We start from the raw sequence: 21,271 nt of genomic DNA on the forward strand, positions 1-21,271 counted from the left end.
ATGCCGACAATCTAGGTAAAGTTGTTCGATGAGCGCCGTGATTATTCTTACACGCACCAAACCACACGCATCGCATCCTGTTTCTGGCGGAATGACATAGCACAAACAAGTGCACAGCGGGCCAAACGCTCCAACACCACGCTACATTCCCAGTACTTTGGACAGCTCAACGCCTGAACCCTCAATATGAATGAGGTGGACATAAGCGAGATCAAAATCCGGCGCATGCTGGATTTTGATCGGTTTCAAATAGTGCTGGCTTCCTGTGATTCAGGTTTAGCCTTGCCTTCTTTTTTAGGCAAGGGCTGAATATCCAACAAGACTTCCGTCTTGTTCGCATCACGGTCATCCAAGTCAACTGTCAAGCGCCCACCGTCAATCAAACGACCAAAAAGCAACTCATCAGCCAAGGCACGGCGAATGGTGTCCTGAATCAAGCGCTGCATGGGCCGCGCGCCCATCATAGGGTCAAACCCTTTTTTGGCCAGATGCTTGCGCAGCTTGTCCGTAAAGGTAACCTCCACCTTCTTATCTGCCAATTGGGATTCAAGCTGGAGCAAGAATTTGTCAACCACCCGCATAATCACGTTTTCATCCAATGCCTTGAAACTGACAATGGCATCCAGGCGATTGCGGAATTCAGGTGTAAACATACGTTTGATGTCCGCCATTTCATCACCGGCTTCACGCGGGTTGGTAAAGCCAATACTGGCCTTGTTCATGGTTTGAGCACCCGCATTGGTAGTCATGATGATGATGACGTTGCGGAAATCAGCCTTGCGTCCATTGTTGTCGGTCAGTGTGCCGTGATCCATCACCTGCAGCAAAACATTAAAAATCGCCGGATGGGCTTTTTCAATTTCATCAAGCAGCAACACACAATGCGGCTTCTTGGTGATGGCCTCGGTCAACAGTCCACCCTGATCAAAACCCACATAGCCCGGAGGCGCGCCAATCAAACGACTCACCGCATGCTGCTCCATGTATTCACTCATGTCAAAGCGGATCAGTTCAATGCCCATGATGTAGGCCAGTTGCTTGGCAGCTTCTGTTTTGCCGACACCAGTAGGGCCACTGAACAAGAATGAACCAATCGGTTTGTCGCCTTTGCCCAAGCCCGAGCGCGCCATCTTGACGGCCGAGGCCAATTTGTCCAATGCCGGGTCCTGCCCAAACACCACATTGCGCAAGTCACGCTCAAGGGTTTTAAGCTTGCCACGGTCATCATTGGACACATTGGCGGGTGGGATGCGGGCAATTTTGGCCACGATCTCTTCCACTTCGGCCTTAGAGATAATCTTCTTGCGCTTGCTAGGAGCCAAAATACGCTGTGCTGCGCCGGCTTCGTCAATCACATCAATGGCTTTATCGGGCAAATGCCGATCATTGATGTATTTGGCACTCAACTCTGCAGCAGCCTGCAGCGCGGCAGCCGCATACTTGACGTTATGGTGTTCTTCAAAGCGGGATTTGAGCCCTTTGAGAATTTCAACGGTTTCTTCCACCGTGGGTTCAAGCACATCCACTTTTTGGAAGCGCCGAGACAGCGCAGCATCTTTCTCGAAAATGCCACGGTATTCGGTGAACGTGGTCGCACCAATACATTTGAGTGCACCGTTGCTCAACGCAGGTTTGAGCAAATTGGAAGCATCCAACGTCCCACCGGATGCAGCCCCCGCACCAATCAAGGTGTGAATCTCATCAATGAACAAGACTGTATTGGGCTTGTCTTTCAAGGCCTTAAGCACAGCCTTGAGACGTTGCTCAAAATCACCCCGGTATTTGGTTCCGGCCAGCAGAGCTCCCATGTCCAGAGAGTACACCGTGGATTCAGCCAATATCTCCGGCACCGCTTTTTGCGTGATGCGCCATGCCAAACCTTCTGCAATGGCGGTTTTACCCACCCCGGCCTCGCCCACCAGCAAGGGGTTGTTTTTGCGGCGACGGCACAGAATCTGGATAACGCGCTCAACCTCGTACTCACGCCCAATCAGCGGGTCAATCTTGCCGTCTTTAGCCATCTGGTTGAGGTTTTGGGTATATTGCTCAAGAGGAGAAGCTTTCTCATTCTTCTCGGCAGAAGCATCCTCTGCTTCTGCTGGCGCGTCACCAGATTTCGGCGGTTCAGGTGGATCACTCTTTTTGATGCCGTGGGCAATAAAATTCACCACATCCAGACGCGTCACACCCTGCTGATGCAGGTAATACACCGCGTGCGAATCTTTTTCACCAAAAATGGCTACCAGAACATTGGCTCCGGTGACTTCTTTTTTACCGCTGCCGGTGGACTGCACGTGCATGATGGCACGCTGAATCACCCGCTGAAAACCCAGCGTGGGTTGTGTGTCCACGTCATCACTGCCCGCCACTTGCGGTGTGTTGTCTTTGATGAAGGTGACCAACGACTTGCGCAGGTCATCAATATTGGCTGAGCACGCCCGCAAAACCTCAGCAGCGCTGGGGTTGTCAAGTAAAGCGAGCAATAAATGCTCCACAGTGATGAATTCATGGCGCTGTTGACGCGCCTCGACAAACGCCATGTGAAGGCTGACTTCCAGTTCTTGGGCAATCATAGAGTTCCTTTTGATAGCTTTGTAGTGAGACTTGACTGTAATCTGATTTCTAATTCAGGTTCGGTCAAGTGGAATAAGTTGACTTCAGGGTTGCACCGGTTCACTGACACACTGCAATGGATGCCCTGCTTTGTTGGCAGCATCCATCACCTGATCGACCTTGGTGGCAGCAACATCACGCGAATACACACCACAAACACCTCGACCATCCAGGTGAATTTTCAGCATGATTTGCGTAGCGGTTTCAAGGTCTTTGCTAAAAAACTCTTGAATCACCATCACCACAAACTCCATCGGTGTGTAGTCATCATTGAGCATCACCACCTGATACATGGACGGTGGGCGTGTTTTTTGGGTACGGCGTTCCAGCACCACAGTGCCGTCGCTATCGTCTTCAACCACCCGAGGTGGTTTGGGCAGGTTAATTTTGGGAGTTTTTGTGACCATGAAATCATTCTATCGGGCTCGGCTGGACCTGCAACTAGATCTGGACATGGCACCGATTCCACAGAATTCAAGGTCAATACCCCTTAAACATCCAGACTGAGGCGTTGCCCCTTCAGCCAATTCACCACATCTGCCGGGTTATGAAAGGGTCGCACCGCCATAAAAGCCGCCTGCGCCTGGGGATAGACGCGGCGCAACAGGTTCAACCACTGCTTGAGTCTTCCGGTTTGTTGATCCCGATCCAGATGCTCGACCACCAGCCACCAGAACTGATCAATCAATTCAAAAAGAACCGGCCAAGTCATAACAACCGGCTCGCAATGTTGTGCATCCATTGCACGAATGGCCTGGGCCAGCCCCGGGTTGGCCACCATGCCACGCCCCAACATCAAACTCTGGCAGCCCGACACCTCGCGGCAACGCTGGGCATCCGCCACCGTCCAGATTTCACCATTGGCGACCAATGGCAGGTGTACCACGGAGCCAATATCGGCAATACGCTCCCAATAAGCAGGTGGTCGGTAGCCATCGGTCTTGGTTCGGGCATGCACCACCAGTTCACTCGCACCGCCTGCTTCAATCGCCAAGGCACACTCTTCAGCCCGGCGATCATCATGCAAACCCAAGCGCATCTTGGCCGACACTGGCAAATGACCAGGCACGGCCCGACGGACAGCCAGCACAATGCGGTAAAGAACCTCGGGCTCTTCCAACAATGCCGATCCACCACGATGACGGTTCACCACGGGTGACGGACAACCAAAATTCAAATCAATGCCCTCGGCCCCCAAACCCGCAAGGCAAGCCGCGTTATCCGCCAAACACAGCGGATCAGAGCCCAACAACTGGGGACGTACCGGCACACCAGATGCAGTTTTGCTGCCCTGCAACAGCTCAGGCACATCGCGGATAAACACGCGCTCGGGCAACAGCTGATCGGTGATACGAATGAACTCTGAGACACACCGATCCACTCCACCCACACGGGTCAGAATGTCACGCAGTACAAAGTCCAGCAACCCCTCCATGGGGGCAAGAAGCAAGATCATGATGGTTTAATAATGAAGGAGCGGTATTGTGCTGGCAAATCCGAATTTGACTTTGACAGCCTGCTGACTTGCTTCTGAATTTGTACCCACCCTTTCACCTAACACCTTGGAGACGCACATGGCTATCACCGTCACGATCGATTTGGGATATGAGTTAAACGTTAAAGCCAACTATGCAAGCGTCTTTGCCGTGCTGAGCGACGTGCCCAAGTCAGCCAGTTTTTTCCCCAAGGTCAATCAATTAGTTGACTTGGGCAACGGTGCCTACCGCTGGGAGATGGAAAAAATTGGCTTGGCCCAAATCAATCTGCAAACCATTTATGCCTCCAGGTACGTCAGCGATCAAGCTAAAGGCACGGTAGTTTGGACCCCCATCCCAGACGAAGGCAACGCGCTGGTGTCGGGTAGCTGGAAGATCGTGGACAAGAAAAAATCAACCCACATCACCTTTCAATCCAAAGGTGAACTCACCCTGCCCTTGCCTGGCCTGATGAAGATGGTGGTAGCCCCGGTGGTCGAATCCGAATTTGAAAAAATGGTGGAGCAATACCTTGACAACCTCACCCAGCACTTTGGTGGTGAAGTCTGAACAAGTTTGCCGCAGGCATCACAAAGCTATTTTATTGATAGCTTCTTACGCTCTATTCATAAGCTCCAGAGGCTTAAACCTTATTAAAACCTGGCTTTAAGACGCTGAAACAATGTGGTTGCTGCCACCGCTACCCCGCCAGCGAGCAGCCCCACCATCAGGTTAAGGCTCACCGAGACCACTGACTGCAACAGGCCCGGAGCCGCAGCGCTGAGTTGTTCAATGCCCTGCCCCACGGTATGCCAGCCATGCGCCAGAATGCCGCCGCCCACCAGAAACATGGCCAGCGTGCCCACCACGGTCAAACCCTTCATCAGCCAAGGTGCGGCACGCAGCAAGCCACGCCCCAGAGCCTGTTGCGCCGTCTGCGCCAACCGGGTTGGGCGATGGCTCATGTACAAGCCCAGATCATCAATCTTGACAATGCCAGCCACCAAACCGTAAACGCCTAGGGTCATTAGCAACGCCACCCCGCTGAGCACACTTACCTGGGTCAAAAAATTGCTGGTGGCCACGGTGCCCAGGGTGATGACGATGATCTCCGTAGACAAAATAAAATCGGTTCGCACCGCGCCCTGGATCTTGTCTTTCTCAAGGGCAACCAAGTCAACAGACGCGTCACTGAGTGCTTTTACCAGCTCCGCGTGCTCGTGTGCTGCCTCCGCGTCACTGTGCAAGAACTTGTGTGCAAGCTTCTCAAAACCTTCAAAGCACAGAAACAAACCACCGGCCATCAACAGCGGCACGATGGACCAGGGAGCCAGCGCGTTGAGCACCAGTGCGCCCGGTACCAGAATCGCCTTATTGACCAGCGATCCCTTGCACACTGCCCACACCACCGGCAACTCGCGATCCGCACTCACGCCGGAAACTTGCTGGGCGTTCAAAGCCAGGTCATCTCCCAGCACGCCTGCGGTTTTTTTGGCCGCCACTTTGGTCAACACGGCAACATCGTCCAACACCGTGGCAATATCGTCCAACAGCAGCAACAGACTTCCAGCCATCACATCACTCCCTGATAAAAACACCAAGTCGCATTGTCAGGGATGGCTCATCCATACCTGCATGCGGATGCCTGCCGCGCTCAGTTCAAATCGCGTTTGAAGCGAATCTCTTCAATTCGCGTCAAACCCAGTTGCACGGTTTTGATGCTGGTCATTTCACGCTTGAAGCCAGCCATGTCAAAAAAGCGCAAGGCACGTTCATACCCCAGCGGCACCCAGGCAGTCACCTTGGTACAGCCTTCCTCCATCAGGCCTTCACGGGCACCGTCCCACAGTGCCAACCCAGCCCCCTGGCCCCAATGGCTGGGGCGGGCATACAAGGCCCAGATTTCGCCCATGGTGGCCGGCGTTTTGGGGTCACGAGAACGGTCAAAGCCGACAAAACCCACCACCTCGCCGTCCATCACGGCCACCAACACTTGCGGGTCACCAAACTCGATGGCCTCACGCCAGTAAGCCTGGCTTTTTTTCAGGCTGTCAAATTCCGGCATGGTTTCGCCGGGAAACTGTGCCTTGAACGCGGCTTGGGCTGCGCTGGCCTGAATTTGGGCTATTGCTTGGGCATCACGCTCTTTGGCGGGACGTACTTCGATGATGGAGAAATCAGACATGCAAAAAAAGGCCGGACTCAAACCCGGCACGGTTCAAAAAGGGATGTGGATTGTCGCAGCCTGAATCAGCGCTGACGACAACCTGCCACAAAGCTTTTAATTTATATAAAAAAAGTGGCTGTAGCTCTTGTTTATAAAGCGCTAAATGCTACATTTTTAATAGCTATAAACACCTTGCCCGGTTTTGCGCCCCAGACGGCCAGCGGCTACCATTTCTTTCAGCAGCGGGCAAGCACGGTATTTGCTGTCGCCAAACTCCTGCAAATACACCTCCATCACGGCCAGGCACACATCCAACCCAACCATATCAGCCAACGCCAGCGGACCAATCGGCTGGTTGCAACCCAGCTTCATGCCGGCATCGATGTCTTCGGGGCTGGCCAGGCCTTCGGCCAGCACAAAAAACGCTTCATTGATCATGGGTACCAGAATGCGGTTGACCACAAAACCCGGGGAATTTTTGACGGTGATCGGGGTTTTACCCAAAGCTGTGGCCATGGCATGCACCGCCGCGTGGGTGGCATCACTGGTCTGCAGGCCACGAATAATTTCCACCAGCGCCATCATTGGCACCGGGTTGAAGAAATGCATGCCAATAAAACGATCTGCACGGGAGGTGACTGCAGCCAGCTTGGTGATGGAAATCGACGAGGTATTGGTGGCCACGATGACCTCAGGGGCCAGCATTTCATCAAGCTGTTTGACGATTTTGACCTTGAGATCGTAGTTTTCAGTAGCGGCCTCAATCACCAACTGGGCACTGTTCAGGTCGCCATAGTGGGTGCTGCCTTTGATGCGGGCCAACGCAGCCTCTTTGTCAACGGCACTGATCTTCTCTTTTTTCAGCAAACGGTCCAGGCTGCCAGACACGGTGGCGATGCCTTTGGCCACAGCCGCCTCTGAAATGTCCACCATCACCACATTCAGGCCGGATACCGCGCATGCCTGCGCAATGCCGTTGCCCATGGTGCCTGCGCCAACAATACCCACTGTCGTGATACTCATCTTGAAAACTCCATTAAAAAATTAACCCATCATGTTAGCGTTTTCAGAACCGCCACATCCTGACACACCAGCCAGGTCAAACACAGCCAGACTGGGATAATTTACCCACCCCAACTAGGAGACATTCCACATGAATCTCACCGAACAACTGCTGCACGCGCTCAAAAAGCACGGTGCACGGCAGATTTTTGGCATCCCCGGCGACTTTGCCCTGCCCTACTTCCGCATCATTGAAGAGTCCAAGATATTGCCGCTCTACACCTTGTCGCACGAACCCGGCGTGGGTTTTGCCGCCGATGCCTCGGCGCGCATCAATGGCAGCCTGGGCGTAGCTGCGGTCACTTACGGGGCAGGTGCGCTGAACATGATCAACTCGGTGGCCGCAGCGTTTGCCGAAAAATCCCCGCTGGTAGTGCTCTCGGGTGGGCCAGGCAAAAATGAATCACGCTCCGGCCTGCTGCTGCACCACCAGGCCAAAACCCTCGACAGCCAGTTTCAAATCTTCAAGGAAATCACCTGCGACCAATGCCGTCTGGACGATGCCCAGCGTGCCCCGGCCGACATTGCCCGTGTGCTGGCCAGCTGCCTGCGTCACTCAGAACCGGTGTACATCGAGATTCCACGCGACATGGTCGCCATGCCTTGTGCCGATGTGTTGCCAGAAGCTCCGCAAACCGTCGACCCCGACGCGCTGGATGCCTGTGTGGATGAAATTCTGGAACGCCTGGCCCAGGCCAGATCACCGGTTCTGATGGTCGGGGTGGAAGTGCGCCGCTACGGGCTGGAAGACACCGTGGCCACCTTGTCGCGTCGGCTAGGGTTACCCGTGGTCACCAGCTTCATGGGGCGGGGATTGTTGTCCGAACAAGACTCGCCGCTGGTTGGCACCTACATGGGCGTGGCCGGTTTCCCCGAAATAACACATCTGGTGGAAAACTCGGACAGCCTGTTTTTGCTGGGTGAAATCATTTGTGATACCAACTTTGCTGTGTCCGAGACCAAAATCGACATGCGCAAAACCATCCAGGCACTGAATGGTCAGGTCAACATTGGCTACCACACCTACGCAAAACTGCCTCTGGCTGCCGTGGTAAACCGGATGCTGGAGCGCGTGAGCGGGCCGGACAAAGCCTTCAGCGTGACACCCCAGGTGTTCCCGCTGGATTTGCCACGGGATGCCCAAAGCATCACGCCCACCGACATTGCCACCGCCGTCAACGACCTGATGGCCAGACACGGCAAGATGCCCATTGCCTCCGACATGGGCGACTGCCTGTTCACCGCCATGGAGATCAAACACACCGCGCTGGTGGCCCCTGGCTACTACGCCACCATGGGGTTTGGTGTGCCTGCCGGGCTGGGCCTGCAGGCAGCCACAGGCGAGCGCCCGTTGATTCTGGTGGGTGATGGTGCTTTCCAGATGACCGGCTGGGAGCTGGGCAACTGCCGCCGCTACGGCTGGGATCCCATTGTGCTGGTGTTCAACAACGCCAGCTGGGAAATGCTGCGCACCTTCCAACCCGAGTCTGGCTTCAACAACCTGGATCACTGGGGCTTTGCCGAAATGGCTTCAGGCATGGGTGGTGACGGCGTGCGCGTGGGCACGCGCGCCGAGCTGAAAGCTGCGCTGGATCAGGCGATGGCCACACGCGGCAAATTCCAACTGATTGAAGTCACCCTTCCACGTGGCGTGTTGTCAGACACATTGACCAGGTTTGTGGCTGGGGTTAAGCGGTTGAATACGGTGAAATAGGCCTTAACCGTCCTTCTGAGCTTAAAAAACGGGGAATATGCTATTGAATAAATAGCTACAAGCGCTTGAAATAAAAGCGCTAGAGGCCTAAACAGCTTATGACCCCGTCAGACATCCACCCAAGCACACTCGCACGTGAAATGCCTTAAAAACTGCGGCTGCTTGGTGATCTTGACACCGCGAATGCTGGCGGCTTTTTCCTTCACCTCGGCAATCACTTCTGCCGCATAGTCAAAGTGGCTTTGGGTGTACATGCGCCGCGGAAAAGCCAGGCGCACCAGCTCCATGCTGTGAAAGGTTTCCGTCCCATCGGCCAGGCGCTTGCCAAACATCACCGAACCAATTTCCACCCCGCGAATGCCACCCTCCAGGTAAAGCGCATTACACAGCGCCCAAGCCGGATAGTGCGACACCGGCATGTCGGGCAGCACGGTGCGCGCATCAATGTAGACCGCGTGCCCCCCGGTCGGTTTGACAAAGCCCACGCCAGCCGCCTCCAGCCGTTCACCCAGGTATTCGGCGGTGCGCAAACGGTAACGCAAATAGTCTTCCTGCATGCCTTCTTCCAGACCCACGGCCAGGGCCTCCAGGTCACGCCCGGCCAGACCGCCGTAGGTAGGGAAGCCCTCGGTCATGATCAGCACATTGCGCACCGCATCCATCCACTCCTCACTGCGCAGCACGATGAAGCCGCCGATGTTGACCATGCCATCCTTTTTGGCACTCATGGTGGCACCGTCGGCATAAGAAAACATTTCCCGCACGATGTCGCGGATGGGCGTGTTCTCATAGCCCGGTTCACGCATCTTGATGAACATCGCATTTTCAGAAAAGCGGCAGACATCCATGATGAAGGGTTTGCCATATTGCTTGAGCAGCGCCGCATAGGCGCGAATATTGGCCATCGACACGGGCTGGCCACCCCCGGTGTTGTTGGTCACGGTGATCATGCCAAACGGAATCTGCTCGCCACGCGCTTTCAGCAGCGCCTCAACCCGTTCCAGATCAATATTGCCTTTGAAGGGATGAATCAATGACGGCTGCAAACCCTCGGCAATCACCAGATCCAGCGCCTCGATCCCCAAGTATTCGAGGTTGGCACGGGTGGTATCAAAGTGGCAGTTGTTGGGCACCACGTCGCCCTTTTTGCAGACAGCGGTGAACAGCACCTTTTCAGCCGCGCGGCCCTGGTGGGTGGGCACAAAAAACTGCATGCCGGTGATGGCCTGGATGACCGCTTCCAGGCGGTAAAAGCTGCGCGCTCCGGCGTAACTTTCATCACCTTCCATGATGGCTCCCCACTGACGGCTGGACATGGCACCGGTGCCGGAGTCGGTCAACCAGTCAATCAGCACGTCTTCTGCGCGCAGCTTGAAGACGTTGAGCTTGGCGGCTTCCAGCAGTTGCACACGCTCCTCGCGTGTGGTCATACGGATGGGTTCGATACTTTTGATGCGAAACGGTTCGATCAGTGTTTTGGGCATGGTGTGTTCTGCAAAAATGAAGAGTGGCAGAAGGTAGCACCGCTCAACGACTCGTGGTGTCGGCTATTTCCAACACTCCATCAACTCTGCGAATCCAGCATCCCCACACCACCCCGGCTCGGCAGCGCCAACCATTAAAGGCTAGACTCAAACGCATGATCGGCCTTCCCAAGAGTTCACTACATGCATATTCACACCTTCACCTTGCGCTGCACAGGACTGCTGCTGTCCCTGCTAGCCAGTGCCCTGTCTCACGCTGCCCCCGCCGATGCAACACCCCGTGCCACACCTGAAGCCTGCCCCAGCATCCTGAAGTACACCTTCAACCGCTTGCAAGACGAAGCCCCACAAAACCTGTGCCAATACGCAGGCAAAGTGATTCTGGTGGTCAACACCGCCAGCTACTGCGGCTTCACAGGTCAATATGAAGGACTGGAGGCACTGTATGCCAGCTACAAAGACAAAGGTTTGGTGGTGCTGGGTTTTCCATCCAACGACTTTGGCAAGCAGGAACCTGGCAGCAACAAGGAAATTGCCGACTTTTGCTTCAACACCTATGCGGTCAAGTTCCCCATGTTTTCCAAATCCGTGGTGTCAGGCCCCAACAGCAATCCCCTGTACCAGGCTTTGGCCAAAGAAACCGGCAGAGCACCGCAATGGAACTTTTTTAAATACCTGATTGACCGCAACGGTAAAGTGGTCGACAGCTTCAGCAGTCTGACCGGCCCGCAAAGCAAAAGCTTGGTCTCGGCCATCAACAAGGCGCTATGACAACCAACTTGCACCGGATGTCTTGGACTTGAGCCATGGAGCGACTTCGCATTGACAAATGGCTCTGGGCCGCCCGTTTTTACAAAACCCGCAGCCTGGCCAGTGAAGAGATCAACAAGGGCCACGTGCAGGTGAATGGTGCCGTGGTCAAGCCCGCCCGCGAACTCCAACGCGGTGACAGCGTGCAGCTTCGCAACGGCCCGGTGACGCGCACGGTGACCGTACTTGACCTGAGTGACAAACGCGGCCCAGCACCACAAGCCGCCTGGCTGTACCAGGAAACCGCTGAATCTGTTCAGCTGCGGCAACACGCTGCCGAGCAGCGCCGTCTGGCCCCCGAGCCAGCCCTGGCCCTGACACAAGGCCGCCCGACCAAACGTGAGCGCCGCGACACTGAAAAATTACGCGACGGACAGTGGTAAACCCCACCTCAGAAACGCCCCGCCAACCACTACATCACCGGATAATGGGTCAAAGCGGGTTCTTTTTTGGGCCCAGGCGCATGCCTGCGCGCCAGCAAGGTGTACATGGTGGGCACCACAAACACCGTCAACAGCGTTCCCAGGCTCATCCCTCCCACAATCACCCAGCCAATTTGATGACGGCTCTCTGCACCAGCACCCTTGGCGATGGCCAGCGGCACCGCGCCAAGCACCATGGCACCGGTGGTCATCATGATCGGGCGCAAACGCTGTGCAGCCGACTGCTGAATGGCGCTCATCATGTCCATACCTTGTTCACGCAACTGATTGGCAAACTCCACAATCAAAATACCGTGTTTGGTGATCAAGCCCACCAACGTGATCAGACCAATCTGGCTGAACACATTAAACGTGCCACCAGACCATTTAAGCGCCAGCAATGCCCCCGCCATGGACAACGGTACGCTGAACAAAATCACAAAAGGATCCACAAAACTCTCAAACTGCGCAGACAACACCAAAAAGATGAACAACAGCGCCAACGCAAACACCAGCGTTAACGAGTCAGACGATTTTTTGTACTCACGGCTGATGCCGTTCAGGTCCGTGGTGTAGCCCGGTTTAAGCACTTTTTGCGCCGTAGCATCCATAAAATTGAGCGCCTCACCTACCGAATAAGTGGCTGACAAGTTGGCTGTGATGGTGGCCGAGCGACGCTGACCAAAGTGAATCAGCTCACGTGGAACCACCACTTCACGAATTTTGACCAAAGCAGACAAAGGAATCAGGTCCGTGCCCTTGCCACGCACAAAGATTTTCTCAATATCATCCGGCGTGTTGCGCCCACTGGGATTGGTTTGCACAATCACGTCATATTGCTCGCCACCGCGCTTGTAACGCGTCACATTGCGTCCACCCAGCATGGTCTCGATGGCCCGCGCAATCAGGTCCACACTCACCCCCATGTCAGCAGCTCGTTCACGATCCACTTCCAGCTTGATCTCCGGCTTGTTCAGACGCAAATCAGTGTCCACCTGGACAAATCCCGGATTTTTCGCCAACTCATCCTGAAAGTCGCGCACGGTTTTCGCCAGGTTCTGATAGCTTTCAGAGGTGATGATGACAAACTCGATAGGCCGACTGCTAAAGCTCTGCCCGAGAGAAGGCGGCGTGATGGTTGTCGCCGTCACACCCGACAGGCTGGACACACGCGGTGTCATGGTTCGCGCCATCTCCAGCGTGGTGCGCTCCCGATCCTCCCAAGGTTTGGCCCGAAAAAAGATGTTCCCCTGAGACACCGTGGGATTGCCGATAGTAGAAAAAATACGATCAAACTCGGGGTAGTCTTCGGCGATACGCTCAATACCACGCGCATAACGGTCGGTATAGGCCAGGGTTGCACCGTCAGGCGCATTGATACGCGCCAGCACCACACCGCGGTCTTCAAGTGGGGAGAGTTCACGCTTGATATCCCCCAAGGTCCACCAAGTCACCAAACCGCTGACCAACATCACCAACAAAACCAGGTAGCGTCGACTCAATGACCAGGCCAGCGCCCTACCATATGTTCGAGTGACCCACTCCAGCAGGCTTTCCATGTGCGAATCAAACCAGGTCGGATGCGGGTTATGGCGCAACAACAAAGATGACATCATGGGCGACAAAGTCAGTGCCACTATGCCCGAGATCACCACCGCACCCGCCAGTGCCAGCGCAAATTCAGTGAACAAGCGCCCGGTGCGCCCAGGCGAAAACGCCAGCGGCGCATACACCGCCACCAGCGTCATGGTCATCGCCACAATGGCAAAGCCAACCTCACGCGCCCCCCGGATAGCGGCCTGAAACGGCGGCAAACCTTCTTCAATGTGGCGGTAGATGTTCTCCAGCATCACAATCGCATCATCCACCACCAGGCCAATGGCCAGCACCAAGGCCAACAAAGTCAGCGTGTTGATACTGAAACCCGCCAAGGACATCATCGCAAATGTACCGATCAGTGCCACCGGAATCGTGACCAACGGAATCAGCGAGGCACGTAATGTGCGCAAAAAAACAAAAATCACCAAAGCCACCAACACGGCAGCCTCCACAATGGTCCTGAACACCGCTTTGATCGACTGGTCAATAAACACCGAGTTGTCATTAGCCACCTCAATCTGCACACCTGGCGGCAAATCACGGCGCAATTTATCCAGCAAACTGATCACACCCTTGGAAAGTTCCAGCGGGTTGGCGGTTGATTGCTTCACCACCCCAACCCCCACAGAATCACGTCCGTTCAAACGCACAAACGAGCGTTCATCCACGGGTGCCTCCTGCACACGTGCCACATCGCCAATGCGAATCGACTGGCCACCCACACTGCGAATCACCACCTGGGAAAATTCTCTCGGACGCTGCAAATCGGTTGCCGCCGTCACGCTGAACTCGCGCTGGGTGCTTTCGATCCGCCCGGCCGGCACCTCCAGGTTGGATCGACGCAGGGCATCTTCAAGGTCTTGCACCGTGAGCTTGTAGGCGGCAAGCTTGTCCGGGTCAACCCAGATGCGCATGGCAAATTTACGCTCACCGTAAATATTGACCTCAGCCGCACCCGGTGCGGTTTGCAACACCGGTTTGACCAGGGTATTGGCCATCTCGGAAAGTTGCAGCGCAGTGTGGGTGTCCGAACTCAAGGCCAGAAAAATCACTGGGAACGATTCGGCCTCCACTTTGGCAATCACCGGCTCATCGATACCTTGCGGCAGACGCTGGCGCACGCGGGTCACCTTGTCGCGCACGTCCGCTGCGGCAGAATCCGCATCACGGCTCAACACAAAACGGACTGAAATCTGGCTACGCTCTGGACGACTGGTGGACGTGATCACATCCACCCCTTCAATGCCAGAGAGCGAATCTTCCAGCACCTTGCTCACCTGGGCTTCCATCACTTCACTGGAGGCCCCAGCAAAAGTGGTGGTCACCGACACCACAGGTTCGTCAATTTTGGGATATTCACGCACCGACAAGCGGTTGAACGAGACCGCGCCAATCAGCACGATCAATAACGACAACACGGTGGCAAAGACCGGGCGACGGATGGAGGTTTCAGCCAGTTGCATCAGAAGTTCCCTGGCAAATTATTGGCTAGCTGCCGTTTTGGGACCTGCGGGCCTGCCCAACTCCACCAAACGCACGGGTGAACCATCTTTTTGCAAACGCTGCTGGCCAGCCACCACCACCGTCTCACCCAAACTCAAACCTTGCACAATTTCGACTTTCCCTTGGCTGCGTACGCCCAGGGTCACCTCTTGGCGCTGCGAGACAAACTTGGTGTCTGGCGGCAGGTTGGCACCTGCTTCAGGCGCAATCAGTTTGAAGACAAACTGACGATTACCCTGCGGCACGATGGCCTCTTCCGGCACCACCAGGGCGGCTTCGTTGACCGAAAACACCGTGGTAACCCGGGCAAACATGCCTGTGCGCAAAGGCTGCGCTTCACCGGGTTTGCTTACATTGGGCAACACAGCCCGCACGCCAATCGAACGACCGTTGGCATCAAGCAGCGGGTCCACCGCCTCCACAACCGCTTTGAAATGATGCCCCGGCAAAGCATCCAGGCTAAGTTCCACACTTTGTCCAAGCTTGAGTTTGCTACCCAGGCGCTCAGGCAGGCGAAAGTCGACCATCATCTGACGGGTATCTTCCAGCGACACCAGATCCACCCCGTCTTTGACATAGTCACCCACATTTACCAGTCGGATACCTGCCGTGCCATCAAATGGCGCACGCACCGCCATGCGACTCAAACGCGCCTGCGCCAATACCAATTGGGCTTGCGCCACCTGCAAATTGGCAGCCCCCGTATCCAGGGTTTGCCTGGACATGAAGTTGGCTGCCACCAACTCTTTGGTGCGATTGAAATTGGCCTGCGCAATGGCCAACTGGGCCTGCATTTGCTGCACATCGGCTTGCTGCAACAAGTCGTCAAACTGCACCATGATTTGCCCTTTTCGCACCGGGCCGCCGTCTTTGAAGTTCAGTGCCGTGATGCGCCCAACCAGTTCCGGGCGCAGCATCACGCTTTGACGCGCACGCAGACTGCCAACCGCCTGGGCATCATCCCGCAAAGGCTGCGCAAGCACCTTCACCGCTTCAACCCCTGCCACTTTGGGCGCAGCTGGCCCGCCAGCCTGGTTTTTATCCACAGCAACCATGTCTTTGGGTCCCTGCGGCTTGGACTGCAGCCACCACGCACCACCTGTTGCGATGACCATACCCAGAACAGCCATGACCCAGTACTTGAATTTGCTCGCCATGTGAAAAAATCCTGATGAAAAAAATACGCCAACGGGCCGCATCCTGTGAAGCACGCGTAAATGTAACGGCCTGCTACAGAACACCTGAACAGAGCATGGATCTTTGCAAAGTCTTTACAAACCCCAAGAATGGCCCGGCATCAAAACATCCGCCCTGGAGCGGATCACCATGATAGGGTCACTGGATTAAAGTTGTCTGATGAGTCCAGGCGGTAATTCGCCCCACGCTTCCTGAGCGACAACTCAGCGCCGCCCCAACGCCAGAGTCACGCCCTGGTTAGCCAGCTGATCTGCCCGCTCATTACCAGGGTCACCATTGTGGCCACGCACCCAGCGCCACTCAATCTGATGTGTACCGCTGTTGACCAGGGCATCCAGGCGCTGCCACAGATCCACATTCTTCACCGGTGCCTTGGTGGCAGTCTTCCAACCTCGCGCTTTCCAGCCAGGCAGCCACTCGGTCATGCCTTTGAGCACATATTGACTATCCACATGCAGCGTAATTTTGCAGGGGCGCTTCAAGGCAGCCAAGGCTTCAATCACCGCCATCATTTCCATGCGGTTGTTGGTCGTGCCCAACTCTCCACCAAACAATTCCTTCTGGGCATCCGCCGATTTCAGCAAAGCACCCCATCCTCCAGGGCCGGGGTTACCTTTGCAAGCACCATCGGTGTAAATGTCGATTGGATTCAAATTCATGACCTCATTTTTCAATTTTGAAGAGTTTTTAGCCTGTAGAGCCTGATTTACCAGTACGACCAGCTACAGAAACAGGAGCACCGGAAAGTCGAATGGAAGGCTTCCATCTCGGATTGAGCAGCGTCATACCGCGCACCCGTTTCACAGCCACCACACAATAAACGGCCCCGAGTATCGGCCACCAGCGTGCTCCCAGACGATCCATCCAGGCAAAGCGCTCCAACCAATGTGGGTTGGCCAAGGCGGGCCGATAACAACCGAACGCACCCGACTCAAGCTCCAGGCCGAGCAAGCGCAACCAATCACGAATGCGTAAATACCCCAGAAATTCACCTGTATTTGGTAAAAATGGATGATTCCAACCCAGTCGCTGGTACAGGTGTGCACGGTATTGGCGCAAACCCCATAAGCTCATGGGGTTGAAGCCACAAATCACCACCCGACCATCCGGTACCAAAACCCGGTGAACCTCACGCAAGGCGGCATGCGGGTCAGCCGTCAACTCAAGCGCATGCGGCAAAACCACCAGATCAAGACTATTGGCTGGAAACGGCAACGCTGAAAATTCGGTCATGAAAGCCGCTTTTTCATGCGGTGTTTCTGTAGCCAGCCAACGGTGAGGCATTCGGTTGGCAGACAGGGCATCCAGCTCAGGCAAACCCAACTGTAAAGCATGAAAACCAAACACATTCGCCACTGCTGCCGCCATCTGCGCATGTTCCCATTCCAGCAGGTAAGTCCCCGGCGGGGTTGCCAGCCAGTCATGCATCCCTATAATTTGATCGCCCATGAAGTTAATTCCAATACCTGCTTTCAACGACAACTACATTTGGATGTTGCATAACGAACATCAAGCGTTGGTGATCGACCCGGGTGATGCCAAACCTGTCCTGGCTGCGCTAAAGCAAAGCGGGCTGACGCTGGAGGCGATTCTAGTCACGCATCATCACAACGACCACATCGGTGGTGTGTCTGAACTGCGTGAGCGCACCAATGCCCAAGTATGGGGTCCGGTGCAGGAAACCATGCCCGAGCCTTTGCAGCGAGTGGCCGATGGCAGCATCATCACAGCCTTAGGTTTGTCATTTGAAGTCCTGCATGTGCCTGGCCACACCGCTGGTCATGTGGCTTACTTTGGAATGATTCCAGACGAAACCCCGGTGCTTTTTTGTGGTGACACCTTGTTCAGCGGCGGCTGTGGCCGCTTGTTTGAAGGTACCCCAGCCCAAATGTTGGCCTCATTAACCCGACTGGCGGCCCTGCCGGAGTCCACGCGGGTGTGCTGCGCCCATGAATACACCTTAAGCAATCTGCGTTTTTCCCTGGCTGTGGAGCCTAACAATGCGGAAACTATGGCCTACCAACAACGTGCGCAGGCCTTGCGACAAACCCACCAGCCCACCCTGCCCTCAAGCATTGCGCTTGAAAAGCGTGTGAACCCTTTTTTACGCACCCATTTGCCTGATGTGGCTAATGCGGTGCAGCAGCGTTTTGCCCAAGCCCACGACCCCGTCAGTGTGTTTGCGGCCCTGCGCACCTGGAAAGATCAATTTTGAAAAACCTTCTTCGTTTGGGTGTCCTGGTGGCCACCGTATGGCTGGCTGGCTGCGCGGGTCCTGGTGGGATTAAACCATCCGCCGAGGCTATCGACACAACACCTGATGCACAAGCTTCAATCCATCCCACGTCTGGAGCAACTCTTCTGCATTACCCAGCAGGAGGATTAAAACCCCTTTCCAGCACACAATTGGGCTCCAAATATGTGCACGCGTTAGTACCACCTGTCGATCTGTGGGAGCGTATTCGCCGTGGTTTTGCCATGACTGACCTGGACACGGATCTGGTGCGCGAGCGCGAGCTTTGGTACAGCAGCCGGCCGGACTATGTCACCCGCATGACCGAGCGGGGCAACAAATACCTGTTCTACATTGTGGAAGAACTGGAGCGACGCAACATGCCCAGTGAATTGGCACTGTTGCCCTTTATTGAGAGCGCCTTCAACCCGCAGGCCGTCTCCAGCGCCAAAGCGGCTGGCATGTGGCAGTTCATGCCAGCCACCGGAAAGCAGTTTGAACTCAAGCAAAATCTGTTTCGCGATGACCGCCGTGATGTTGTTGAGTCCACCCGTGCAGCGCTGGACTACATGCAAAAACTCTATGGCATGTTTGGTGACTGGCATCTGGCACTAGCCGCTTACAACTGGGGCGAAGGCAGCGTCAAGCGCGCCATGGAGAAGGCTGCCAAAGCAGGTAAAAGCACGGCCTACCCTGACTTGCCCATGCCGATGGAAACACGTATGTATGTCCCCAAACTACAAGCCGTGAAAAACATGGTGGCCAACCCTGAAGCGTTCCGGGTGAGCTTGCCCAACGTTGCTAACCACCCTTATTTTCAAAGTGTGGAAATTGACCGAGACATTGATGTCGCTCTGGCTGCGGAGCTGGCTGAAGTACCGCTTGACGACTTCAAAGCATTGAACCCGTCTGTGAACAAACCCGTTTTACTGGCCTCTGGCACCTCACAAATTCTGCTGCCATGGGACAATGCAGAGCGTTTTCAAGCTAATCTGGAAGCGTATAGCGGTGCTCAATTGGCCAATTGGACAGCCTGGATTGCACCAGCAACGCTGAGCACCGCCGATGCAGCCAAACGGGTTGGCATGGTCGAGTCGGAATTGCGGGCAATGAACAATATCCCGCCGCATATGCTGATCAAAGCAGGCTCCACCTTGCTGGTGCGTCGCTCTGCCGGTCTTAACGTCGATGTCTCAGAACACATTGCAGACAATGGCCAGCTCTCACTGTCACCCGAAGTGGTACTGCGTAAAACCAACGTCAAGGCGGGACGAAAAGACAATGTAGCCAGTTTGGCCAAGCGTTTTGCGGTCAGCACCCAATCGATTGCACAGTGGAACAAGATAAGCCCCAGCGCATCCTTCAAGCAAGGTCAGCAAGTGGTGTTGTATTTGCCGGCAAAAGCTGGAGTCACCCAAAAAGTGAGCACAAAATCACGCGCAATGGCCAATCGAAAGATAGCTCCAAGTAAAAAATCAACACGGTTTGCCCAAAAATAAAGTCACAAAGGGGTGATCAGGTCATACCAATCACCCTTGGGCTGAAGCTACAAGTACCGTGATTAATCAGCGGTAACCCGCAAACAAAATGGTCACATTGATGGCCAAAGCCAACACCCAAACCAGGCTGCGTAAACTGGCCAGATTGGCCACGTACATCAGGATGTACACCACACGCAGCACCACGTACACAAAAGCCAGCAAGTCCAGGCGGGTTTGGTAAGCCCCAAGCTGGTGTGCAATCAGCACCGCACCGATGAAAAAAGGCAAGGCCTCAAAACTATTGGCCTGCGCGGCATTGGCACGGGCCCGCCAATCAGTTTGTCGGGCCAGCCAGGCACGTGGGTTGTGGTTGTCAAAACCACCATCCTTGCGGGATTTGCCCAAGCCCCCCCACTTGGCAATCACCGCACACAACAGAGGCAGCAACGCGGCCACCAAGACACACCAGTAGGCCAGGGTAAAGTGGGTAACTGTCATGACATCACTCCAAAGTTCGGGTTAGCGCCGATCCACCAGCGCATGGGCAATGGTGCCCAGATCAACATATTCGAGCTCGCTGCCCACCGGCACACCCCGCGCCAACCGTGTCAGGTGCAAGCCACGTGCTTTGAGGCCCTCACTGATCACATGGGCGGTGGCTTCTCCCTCGGCCGTGAAATTGGTCGCCAGAATCACTTCTTGCACCGTGCCATCAAGCGCCCGGTCAAACAGTTTTTTCAAACCAATGTCATGCGGCCCAACACCATCCAGCGGGCTGAGTTTACCCATCAGCACAAAGTACAGCCCCTTGTAAGCCCCGGTGCGTTCCAGTGCGGACTGATCTGCCGGGGTTTCCACCACGCACAACTTGCTGGCATCACGGCGCTCATCCAGACACGTGGCACACACCGTCGCCTCGGTAAAAGTATGGCAACGCTCACAATGCTGAATCGCCTGGGCCGCATTGGCCAGTGCGTAAGACAAGGTTTGCGCCCCAGGGCGGTCATGCTGCAGCAGATGAAACGCCATCCTCTGCGCCGACTTCACCCCCACGCCCGGCAAGCGCCGCAGCGCCTGAATCAGCGCCTCAAGCGCGTTGGCATCCGACATGGGAAGCTAAAAAGTATCAGAAGGGGAATTTCATGCCGCCTGGCAAACCCGGCATGCCGGCAGTGATCTTGCCCATCTTTTCGGCCGAGGTTTCTTCAGCCTTGCGCACCGCGGCATTAAACGCTGCGGCCACCAGATCTTCCAGCATGTCTTTGTCATCGGCCAGCAGGCTGGGATCAATGGTGATGCGGCGCACATCGTGTTTGCAGGTCATGAGCACTTTGACCAGACCGGCACCGGACTCGCCGGTGACTTCGATGTTGCCCAGCTCGTCCTGGGCTTTTTTCATGTTGTCCTGCATGGCCTGGGCTTGTTTCATGAGGCCGGCGAGTTGTCCTTTATTGAACATGGGTTTTTCCTTGTGAGTGAATCAAATGATGGGATGGGAGACACTGAAACCA

Annotated in this window: 20 protein-coding genes; 6 read left to right on the forward strand and 14 right to left on the reverse strand. The window is 55.2% G+C overall.

The features are described 5' to 3' along the window. Positions 1-245 precede the first annotated feature (245 nt). From clpA to LDN84_RS13030, 3 genes are all read right to left on the reverse strand, one after another. The gene (clpA, locus tag LDN84_RS13020; protein WP_223903883.1) at positions 246-2,573 is read right to left on the reverse strand and encodes an ATP-dependent Clp protease ATP-binding subunit ClpA; all 2,328 of its coding nucleotides are present in this window, start codon (positions 2,571-2,573) and stop codon (positions 246-248) included. An 84-nt stretch (positions 2,574-2,657) separates the two neighbouring features. Then, positions 2,658-3,020: an ATP-dependent Clp protease adapter ClpS gene (gene clpS, locus LDN84_RS13025; protein ID WP_223903884.1), complete on the reverse strand. Its 363-nt coding sequence runs from the start codon at positions 3,018-3,020 to the stop codon at positions 2,658-2,660. A gap of 83 nt (positions 3,021-3,103) precedes the next feature. Next, the gene (locus LDN84_RS13030) at positions 3,104-4,069 is read right to left on the reverse strand and encodes a tRNA dihydrouridine synthase (protein WP_223903885.1); all 966 of its coding nucleotides are present in this window, start codon (positions 4,067-4,069) and stop codon (positions 3,104-3,106) included. Positions 4,070-4,187: 118 nt separating this feature from the next. Here LDN84_RS13030 and LDN84_RS13035 point away from each other — a divergent pair, with 118 nt between their 5' ends. After that, entirely contained in the window at positions 4,188-4,658 is a 471-nt protein-coding gene (locus LDN84_RS13035; protein WP_223903886.1) for an SRPBCC family protein, read from the forward strand. Between the two features lie 83 nt (positions 4,659-4,741). Here the strand turns inward: LDN84_RS13035 and LDN84_RS13040 are convergent, their stop codons facing one another. From LDN84_RS13040 to LDN84_RS13050, 3 genes are all read right to left on the reverse strand, one after another. Beyond that, the gene (locus tag LDN84_RS13040) at positions 4,742-5,662 is read right to left on the reverse strand and encodes a DUF808 domain-containing protein (protein WP_223903887.1); all 921 of its coding nucleotides are present in this window, start codon (positions 5,660-5,662) and stop codon (positions 4,742-4,744) included. An 80-nt stretch (positions 5,663-5,742) separates the two neighbouring features. Continuing rightward, complete coding sequence (locus LDN84_RS13045; protein WP_223903888.1) at positions 5,743-6,273, reverse strand: GNAT family N-acetyltransferase; 531 nt, start codon at positions 6,271-6,273, stop codon at positions 5,743-5,745. Between the two features lie 156 nt (positions 6,274-6,429). Beyond that, positions 6,430-7,278, reverse strand: coding sequence for a 3-hydroxybutyryl-CoA dehydrogenase (locus LDN84_RS13050; RefSeq protein WP_223903889.1), 849 nt, complete (start codon positions 7,276-7,278; stop codon positions 6,430-6,432). Between the two features lie 130 nt (positions 7,279-7,408). Here LDN84_RS13050 and ipdC point away from each other — a divergent pair, with 130 nt between their 5' ends. After that, a complete protein-coding gene (gene ipdC / locus LDN84_RS13055) occupies positions 7,409-9,031 on the forward strand; it encodes an indolepyruvate/phenylpyruvate decarboxylase (RefSeq protein ID WP_223903890.1) in 1,623 nt (540 codons plus the stop codon). A 107-nt stretch (positions 9,032-9,138) separates the two neighbouring features. On the opposite strand, the gene LDN84_RS13060 is transcribed toward ipdC, so the two are convergent. Next, positions 9,139-10,515, reverse strand: a complete 1,377-nt coding sequence (locus tag LDN84_RS13060; protein WP_223903891.1) for a tryptophanase — start codon at positions 10,513-10,515, stop codon at positions 9,139-9,141. A 183-nt stretch (positions 10,516-10,698) separates the two neighbouring features. On the opposite strand from LDN84_RS13060, the gene LDN84_RS13065 reads away from it, so the two are divergent. Both LDN84_RS13065 and hslR read left to right on the forward strand, forming a co-directional pair. Continuing rightward, the gene (locus LDN84_RS13065) at positions 10,699-11,286 is read left to right on the forward strand and encodes a glutathione peroxidase (protein WP_223903892.1); all 588 of its coding nucleotides are present in this window, start codon (positions 10,699-10,701) and stop codon (positions 11,284-11,286) included. A gap of 35 nt (positions 11,287-11,321) precedes the next feature. Next, positions 11,322-11,708, forward strand: a complete 387-nt coding sequence (gene hslR, locus LDN84_RS13070; RefSeq protein WP_223903893.1) for an Hsp15 family ribosome-associated heat shock protein — start codon at positions 11,322-11,324, stop codon at positions 11,706-11,708. A 29-nt stretch (positions 11,709-11,737) separates the two neighbouring features. Here the strand turns inward: hslR and LDN84_RS13075 are convergent, their stop codons facing one another. The 4 genes from LDN84_RS13075 to LDN84_RS13090 all read right to left on the reverse strand — a co-directional run bounded on the left by LDN84_RS13075 (position 11,738) and on the right by LDN84_RS13090 (position 17,495). After that, complete coding sequence (locus LDN84_RS13075; RefSeq protein ID WP_223903894.1) at positions 11,738-14,809, reverse strand: efflux RND transporter permease subunit; 3,072 nt, start codon at positions 14,807-14,809, stop codon at positions 11,738-11,740. A gap of 18 nt (positions 14,810-14,827) precedes the next feature. Further along, complete coding sequence (locus tag LDN84_RS13080; protein WP_223903895.1) at positions 14,828-16,006, reverse strand: efflux RND transporter periplasmic adaptor subunit; 1,179 nt, start codon at positions 16,004-16,006, stop codon at positions 14,828-14,830. A 243-nt stretch (positions 16,007-16,249) separates the two neighbouring features. Further along, complete coding sequence (gene rnhA, locus LDN84_RS13085) at positions 16,250-16,699, reverse strand: ribonuclease HI (protein WP_223912989.1); 450 nt, start codon at positions 16,697-16,699, stop codon at positions 16,250-16,252. A 34-nt stretch (positions 16,700-16,733) separates the two neighbouring features. Then, a complete protein-coding gene (locus tag LDN84_RS13090; RefSeq protein ID WP_223903896.1) occupies positions 16,734-17,495 on the reverse strand; it encodes a class I SAM-dependent methyltransferase in 762 nt (253 codons plus the stop codon). Here LDN84_RS13090 and gloB point away from each other — a divergent pair. Beyond that, positions 17,494-18,261, forward strand: coding sequence for a hydroxyacylglutathione hydrolase (gene gloB, locus LDN84_RS13095; RefSeq protein WP_223903897.1), 768 nt, complete (start codon positions 17,494-17,496; stop codon positions 18,259-18,261). The genes LDN84_RS13090 and gloB overlap by 2 nt on opposite strands. After that, positions 18,258-19,778: a transglycosylase SLT domain-containing protein gene (locus tag LDN84_RS13100; RefSeq protein ID WP_223903898.1), complete on the forward strand. Its 1,521-nt coding sequence runs from the start codon at positions 18,258-18,260 to the stop codon at positions 19,776-19,778. The genes gloB and LDN84_RS13100 overlap by 4 nt, the downstream gene beginning before the upstream one ends. Positions 19,779-19,844: 66 nt before the next feature. On the opposite strand, the gene LDN84_RS13105 is transcribed toward LDN84_RS13100, so the two are convergent. The 3 genes from LDN84_RS13105 to LDN84_RS13115 are packed head-to-tail and all read right to left on the reverse strand — an operon-like array spanning position 19,845 to position 21,219. Continuing rightward, positions 19,845-20,258, reverse strand: coding sequence for an MAPEG family protein (locus tag LDN84_RS13105; RefSeq protein WP_223903899.1), 414 nt, complete (start codon positions 20,256-20,258; stop codon positions 19,845-19,847). A 21-nt stretch (positions 20,259-20,279) separates the two neighbouring features. Then, positions 20,280-20,870, reverse strand: a complete 591-nt coding sequence (gene recR, locus LDN84_RS13110; RefSeq protein ID WP_223903900.1) for a recombination mediator RecR — start codon at positions 20,868-20,870, stop codon at positions 20,280-20,282. Positions 20,871-20,886: 16 nt separating this feature from the next. Then, positions 20,887-21,219, reverse strand: a complete 333-nt coding sequence (locus LDN84_RS13115) for a YbaB/EbfC family nucleoid-associated protein (RefSeq protein ID WP_223903901.1) — start codon at positions 21,217-21,219, stop codon at positions 20,887-20,889. Positions 21,220-21,271 lie beyond the last annotated feature (52 nt).

Origin of the sequence: Rhodoferax lithotrophicus, assembly GCF_019973615.1 — a bacterium.
Classification (GTDB): Bacteria; Pseudomonadota; Gammaproteobacteria; order Burkholderiales; family Burkholderiaceae_C; genus Rhodoferax; species Rhodoferax lithotrophicus.

Excerpts from the sequence above, each read along its gene's own strand:
- LDN84_RS13105 (WP_223903899.1), bottom strand. The coding sequence starts at position 20,258 with ATGACAGTTACCCACTTTACCCTGGCCTACTGGTGTGTCTTGGTGGCC.
- gloB (WP_223903897.1), top strand. The coding sequence starts at position 17,494 with ATGAAGTTAATTCCAATACCTGCTTTCAACGACAACTACATTTGGATG.
- LDN84_RS13060 (WP_223903891.1), bottom strand. The coding sequence starts at position 10,515 with ATGCCCAAAACACTGATCGAACCGTTTCGCATCAAAAGTATCGAACCC.
- recR (WP_223903900.1), bottom strand. The coding sequence starts at position 20,870 with ATGTCGGATGCCAACGCGCTTGAGGCGCTGATTCAGGCGCTGCGGCGC.
- hslR (WP_223903893.1), top strand. The coding sequence starts at position 11,322 with ATGGAGCGACTTCGCATTGACAAATGGCTCTGGGCCGCCCGTTTTTAC.
- clpA (WP_223903883.1), bottom strand. The coding sequence starts at position 2,573 with ATGATTGCCCAAGAACTGGAAGTCAGCCTTCACATGGCGTTTGTCGAG.
- LDN84_RS13050 (WP_223903889.1), bottom strand. The coding sequence starts at position 7,278 with ATGAGTATCACGACAGTGGGTATTGTTGGCGCAGGCACCATGGGCAAC.
- clpS (WP_223903884.1), bottom strand. The coding sequence starts at position 3,020 with ATGGTCACAAAAACTCCCAAAATTAACCTGCCCAAACCACCTCGGGTG.
- LDN84_RS13030 (WP_223903885.1), bottom strand. The coding sequence starts at position 4,069 with ATGATCTTGCTTCTTGCCCCCATGGAGGGGTTGCTGGACTTTGTACTG.
- LDN84_RS13075 (WP_223903894.1), bottom strand. The coding sequence starts at position 14,809 with ATGCAACTGGCTGAAACCTCCATCCGTCGCCCGGTCTTTGCCACCGTG.
- LDN84_RS13040 (WP_223903887.1), bottom strand. The coding sequence starts at position 5,662 with ATGGCTGGAAGTCTGTTGCTGCTGTTGGACGATATTGCCACGGTGTTG.
- LDN84_RS13080 (WP_223903895.1), bottom strand. The coding sequence starts at position 16,006 with ATGGCGAGCAAATTCAAGTACTGGGTCATGGCTGTTCTGGGTATGGTC.
- LDN84_RS13090 (WP_223903896.1), bottom strand. The coding sequence starts at position 17,495 with ATGGGCGATCAAATTATAGGGATGCATGACTGGCTGGCAACCCCGCCG.
- ipdC (WP_223903890.1), top strand. The coding sequence starts at position 7,409 with ATGAATCTCACCGAACAACTGCTGCACGCGCTCAAAAAGCACGGTGCA.
- LDN84_RS13065 (WP_223903892.1), top strand. The coding sequence starts at position 10,699 with ATGCATATTCACACCTTCACCTTGCGCTGCACAGGACTGCTGCTGTCC.
- LDN84_RS13115 (WP_223903901.1), bottom strand. The coding sequence starts at position 21,219 with ATGTTCAATAAAGGACAACTCGCCGGCCTCATGAAACAAGCCCAGGCC.
- LDN84_RS13045 (WP_223903888.1), bottom strand. The coding sequence starts at position 6,273 with ATGTCTGATTTCTCCATCATCGAAGTACGTCCCGCCAAAGAGCGTGAT.
- LDN84_RS13035 (WP_223903886.1), top strand. The coding sequence starts at position 4,188 with ATGGCTATCACCGTCACGATCGATTTGGGATATGAGTTAAACGTTAAA.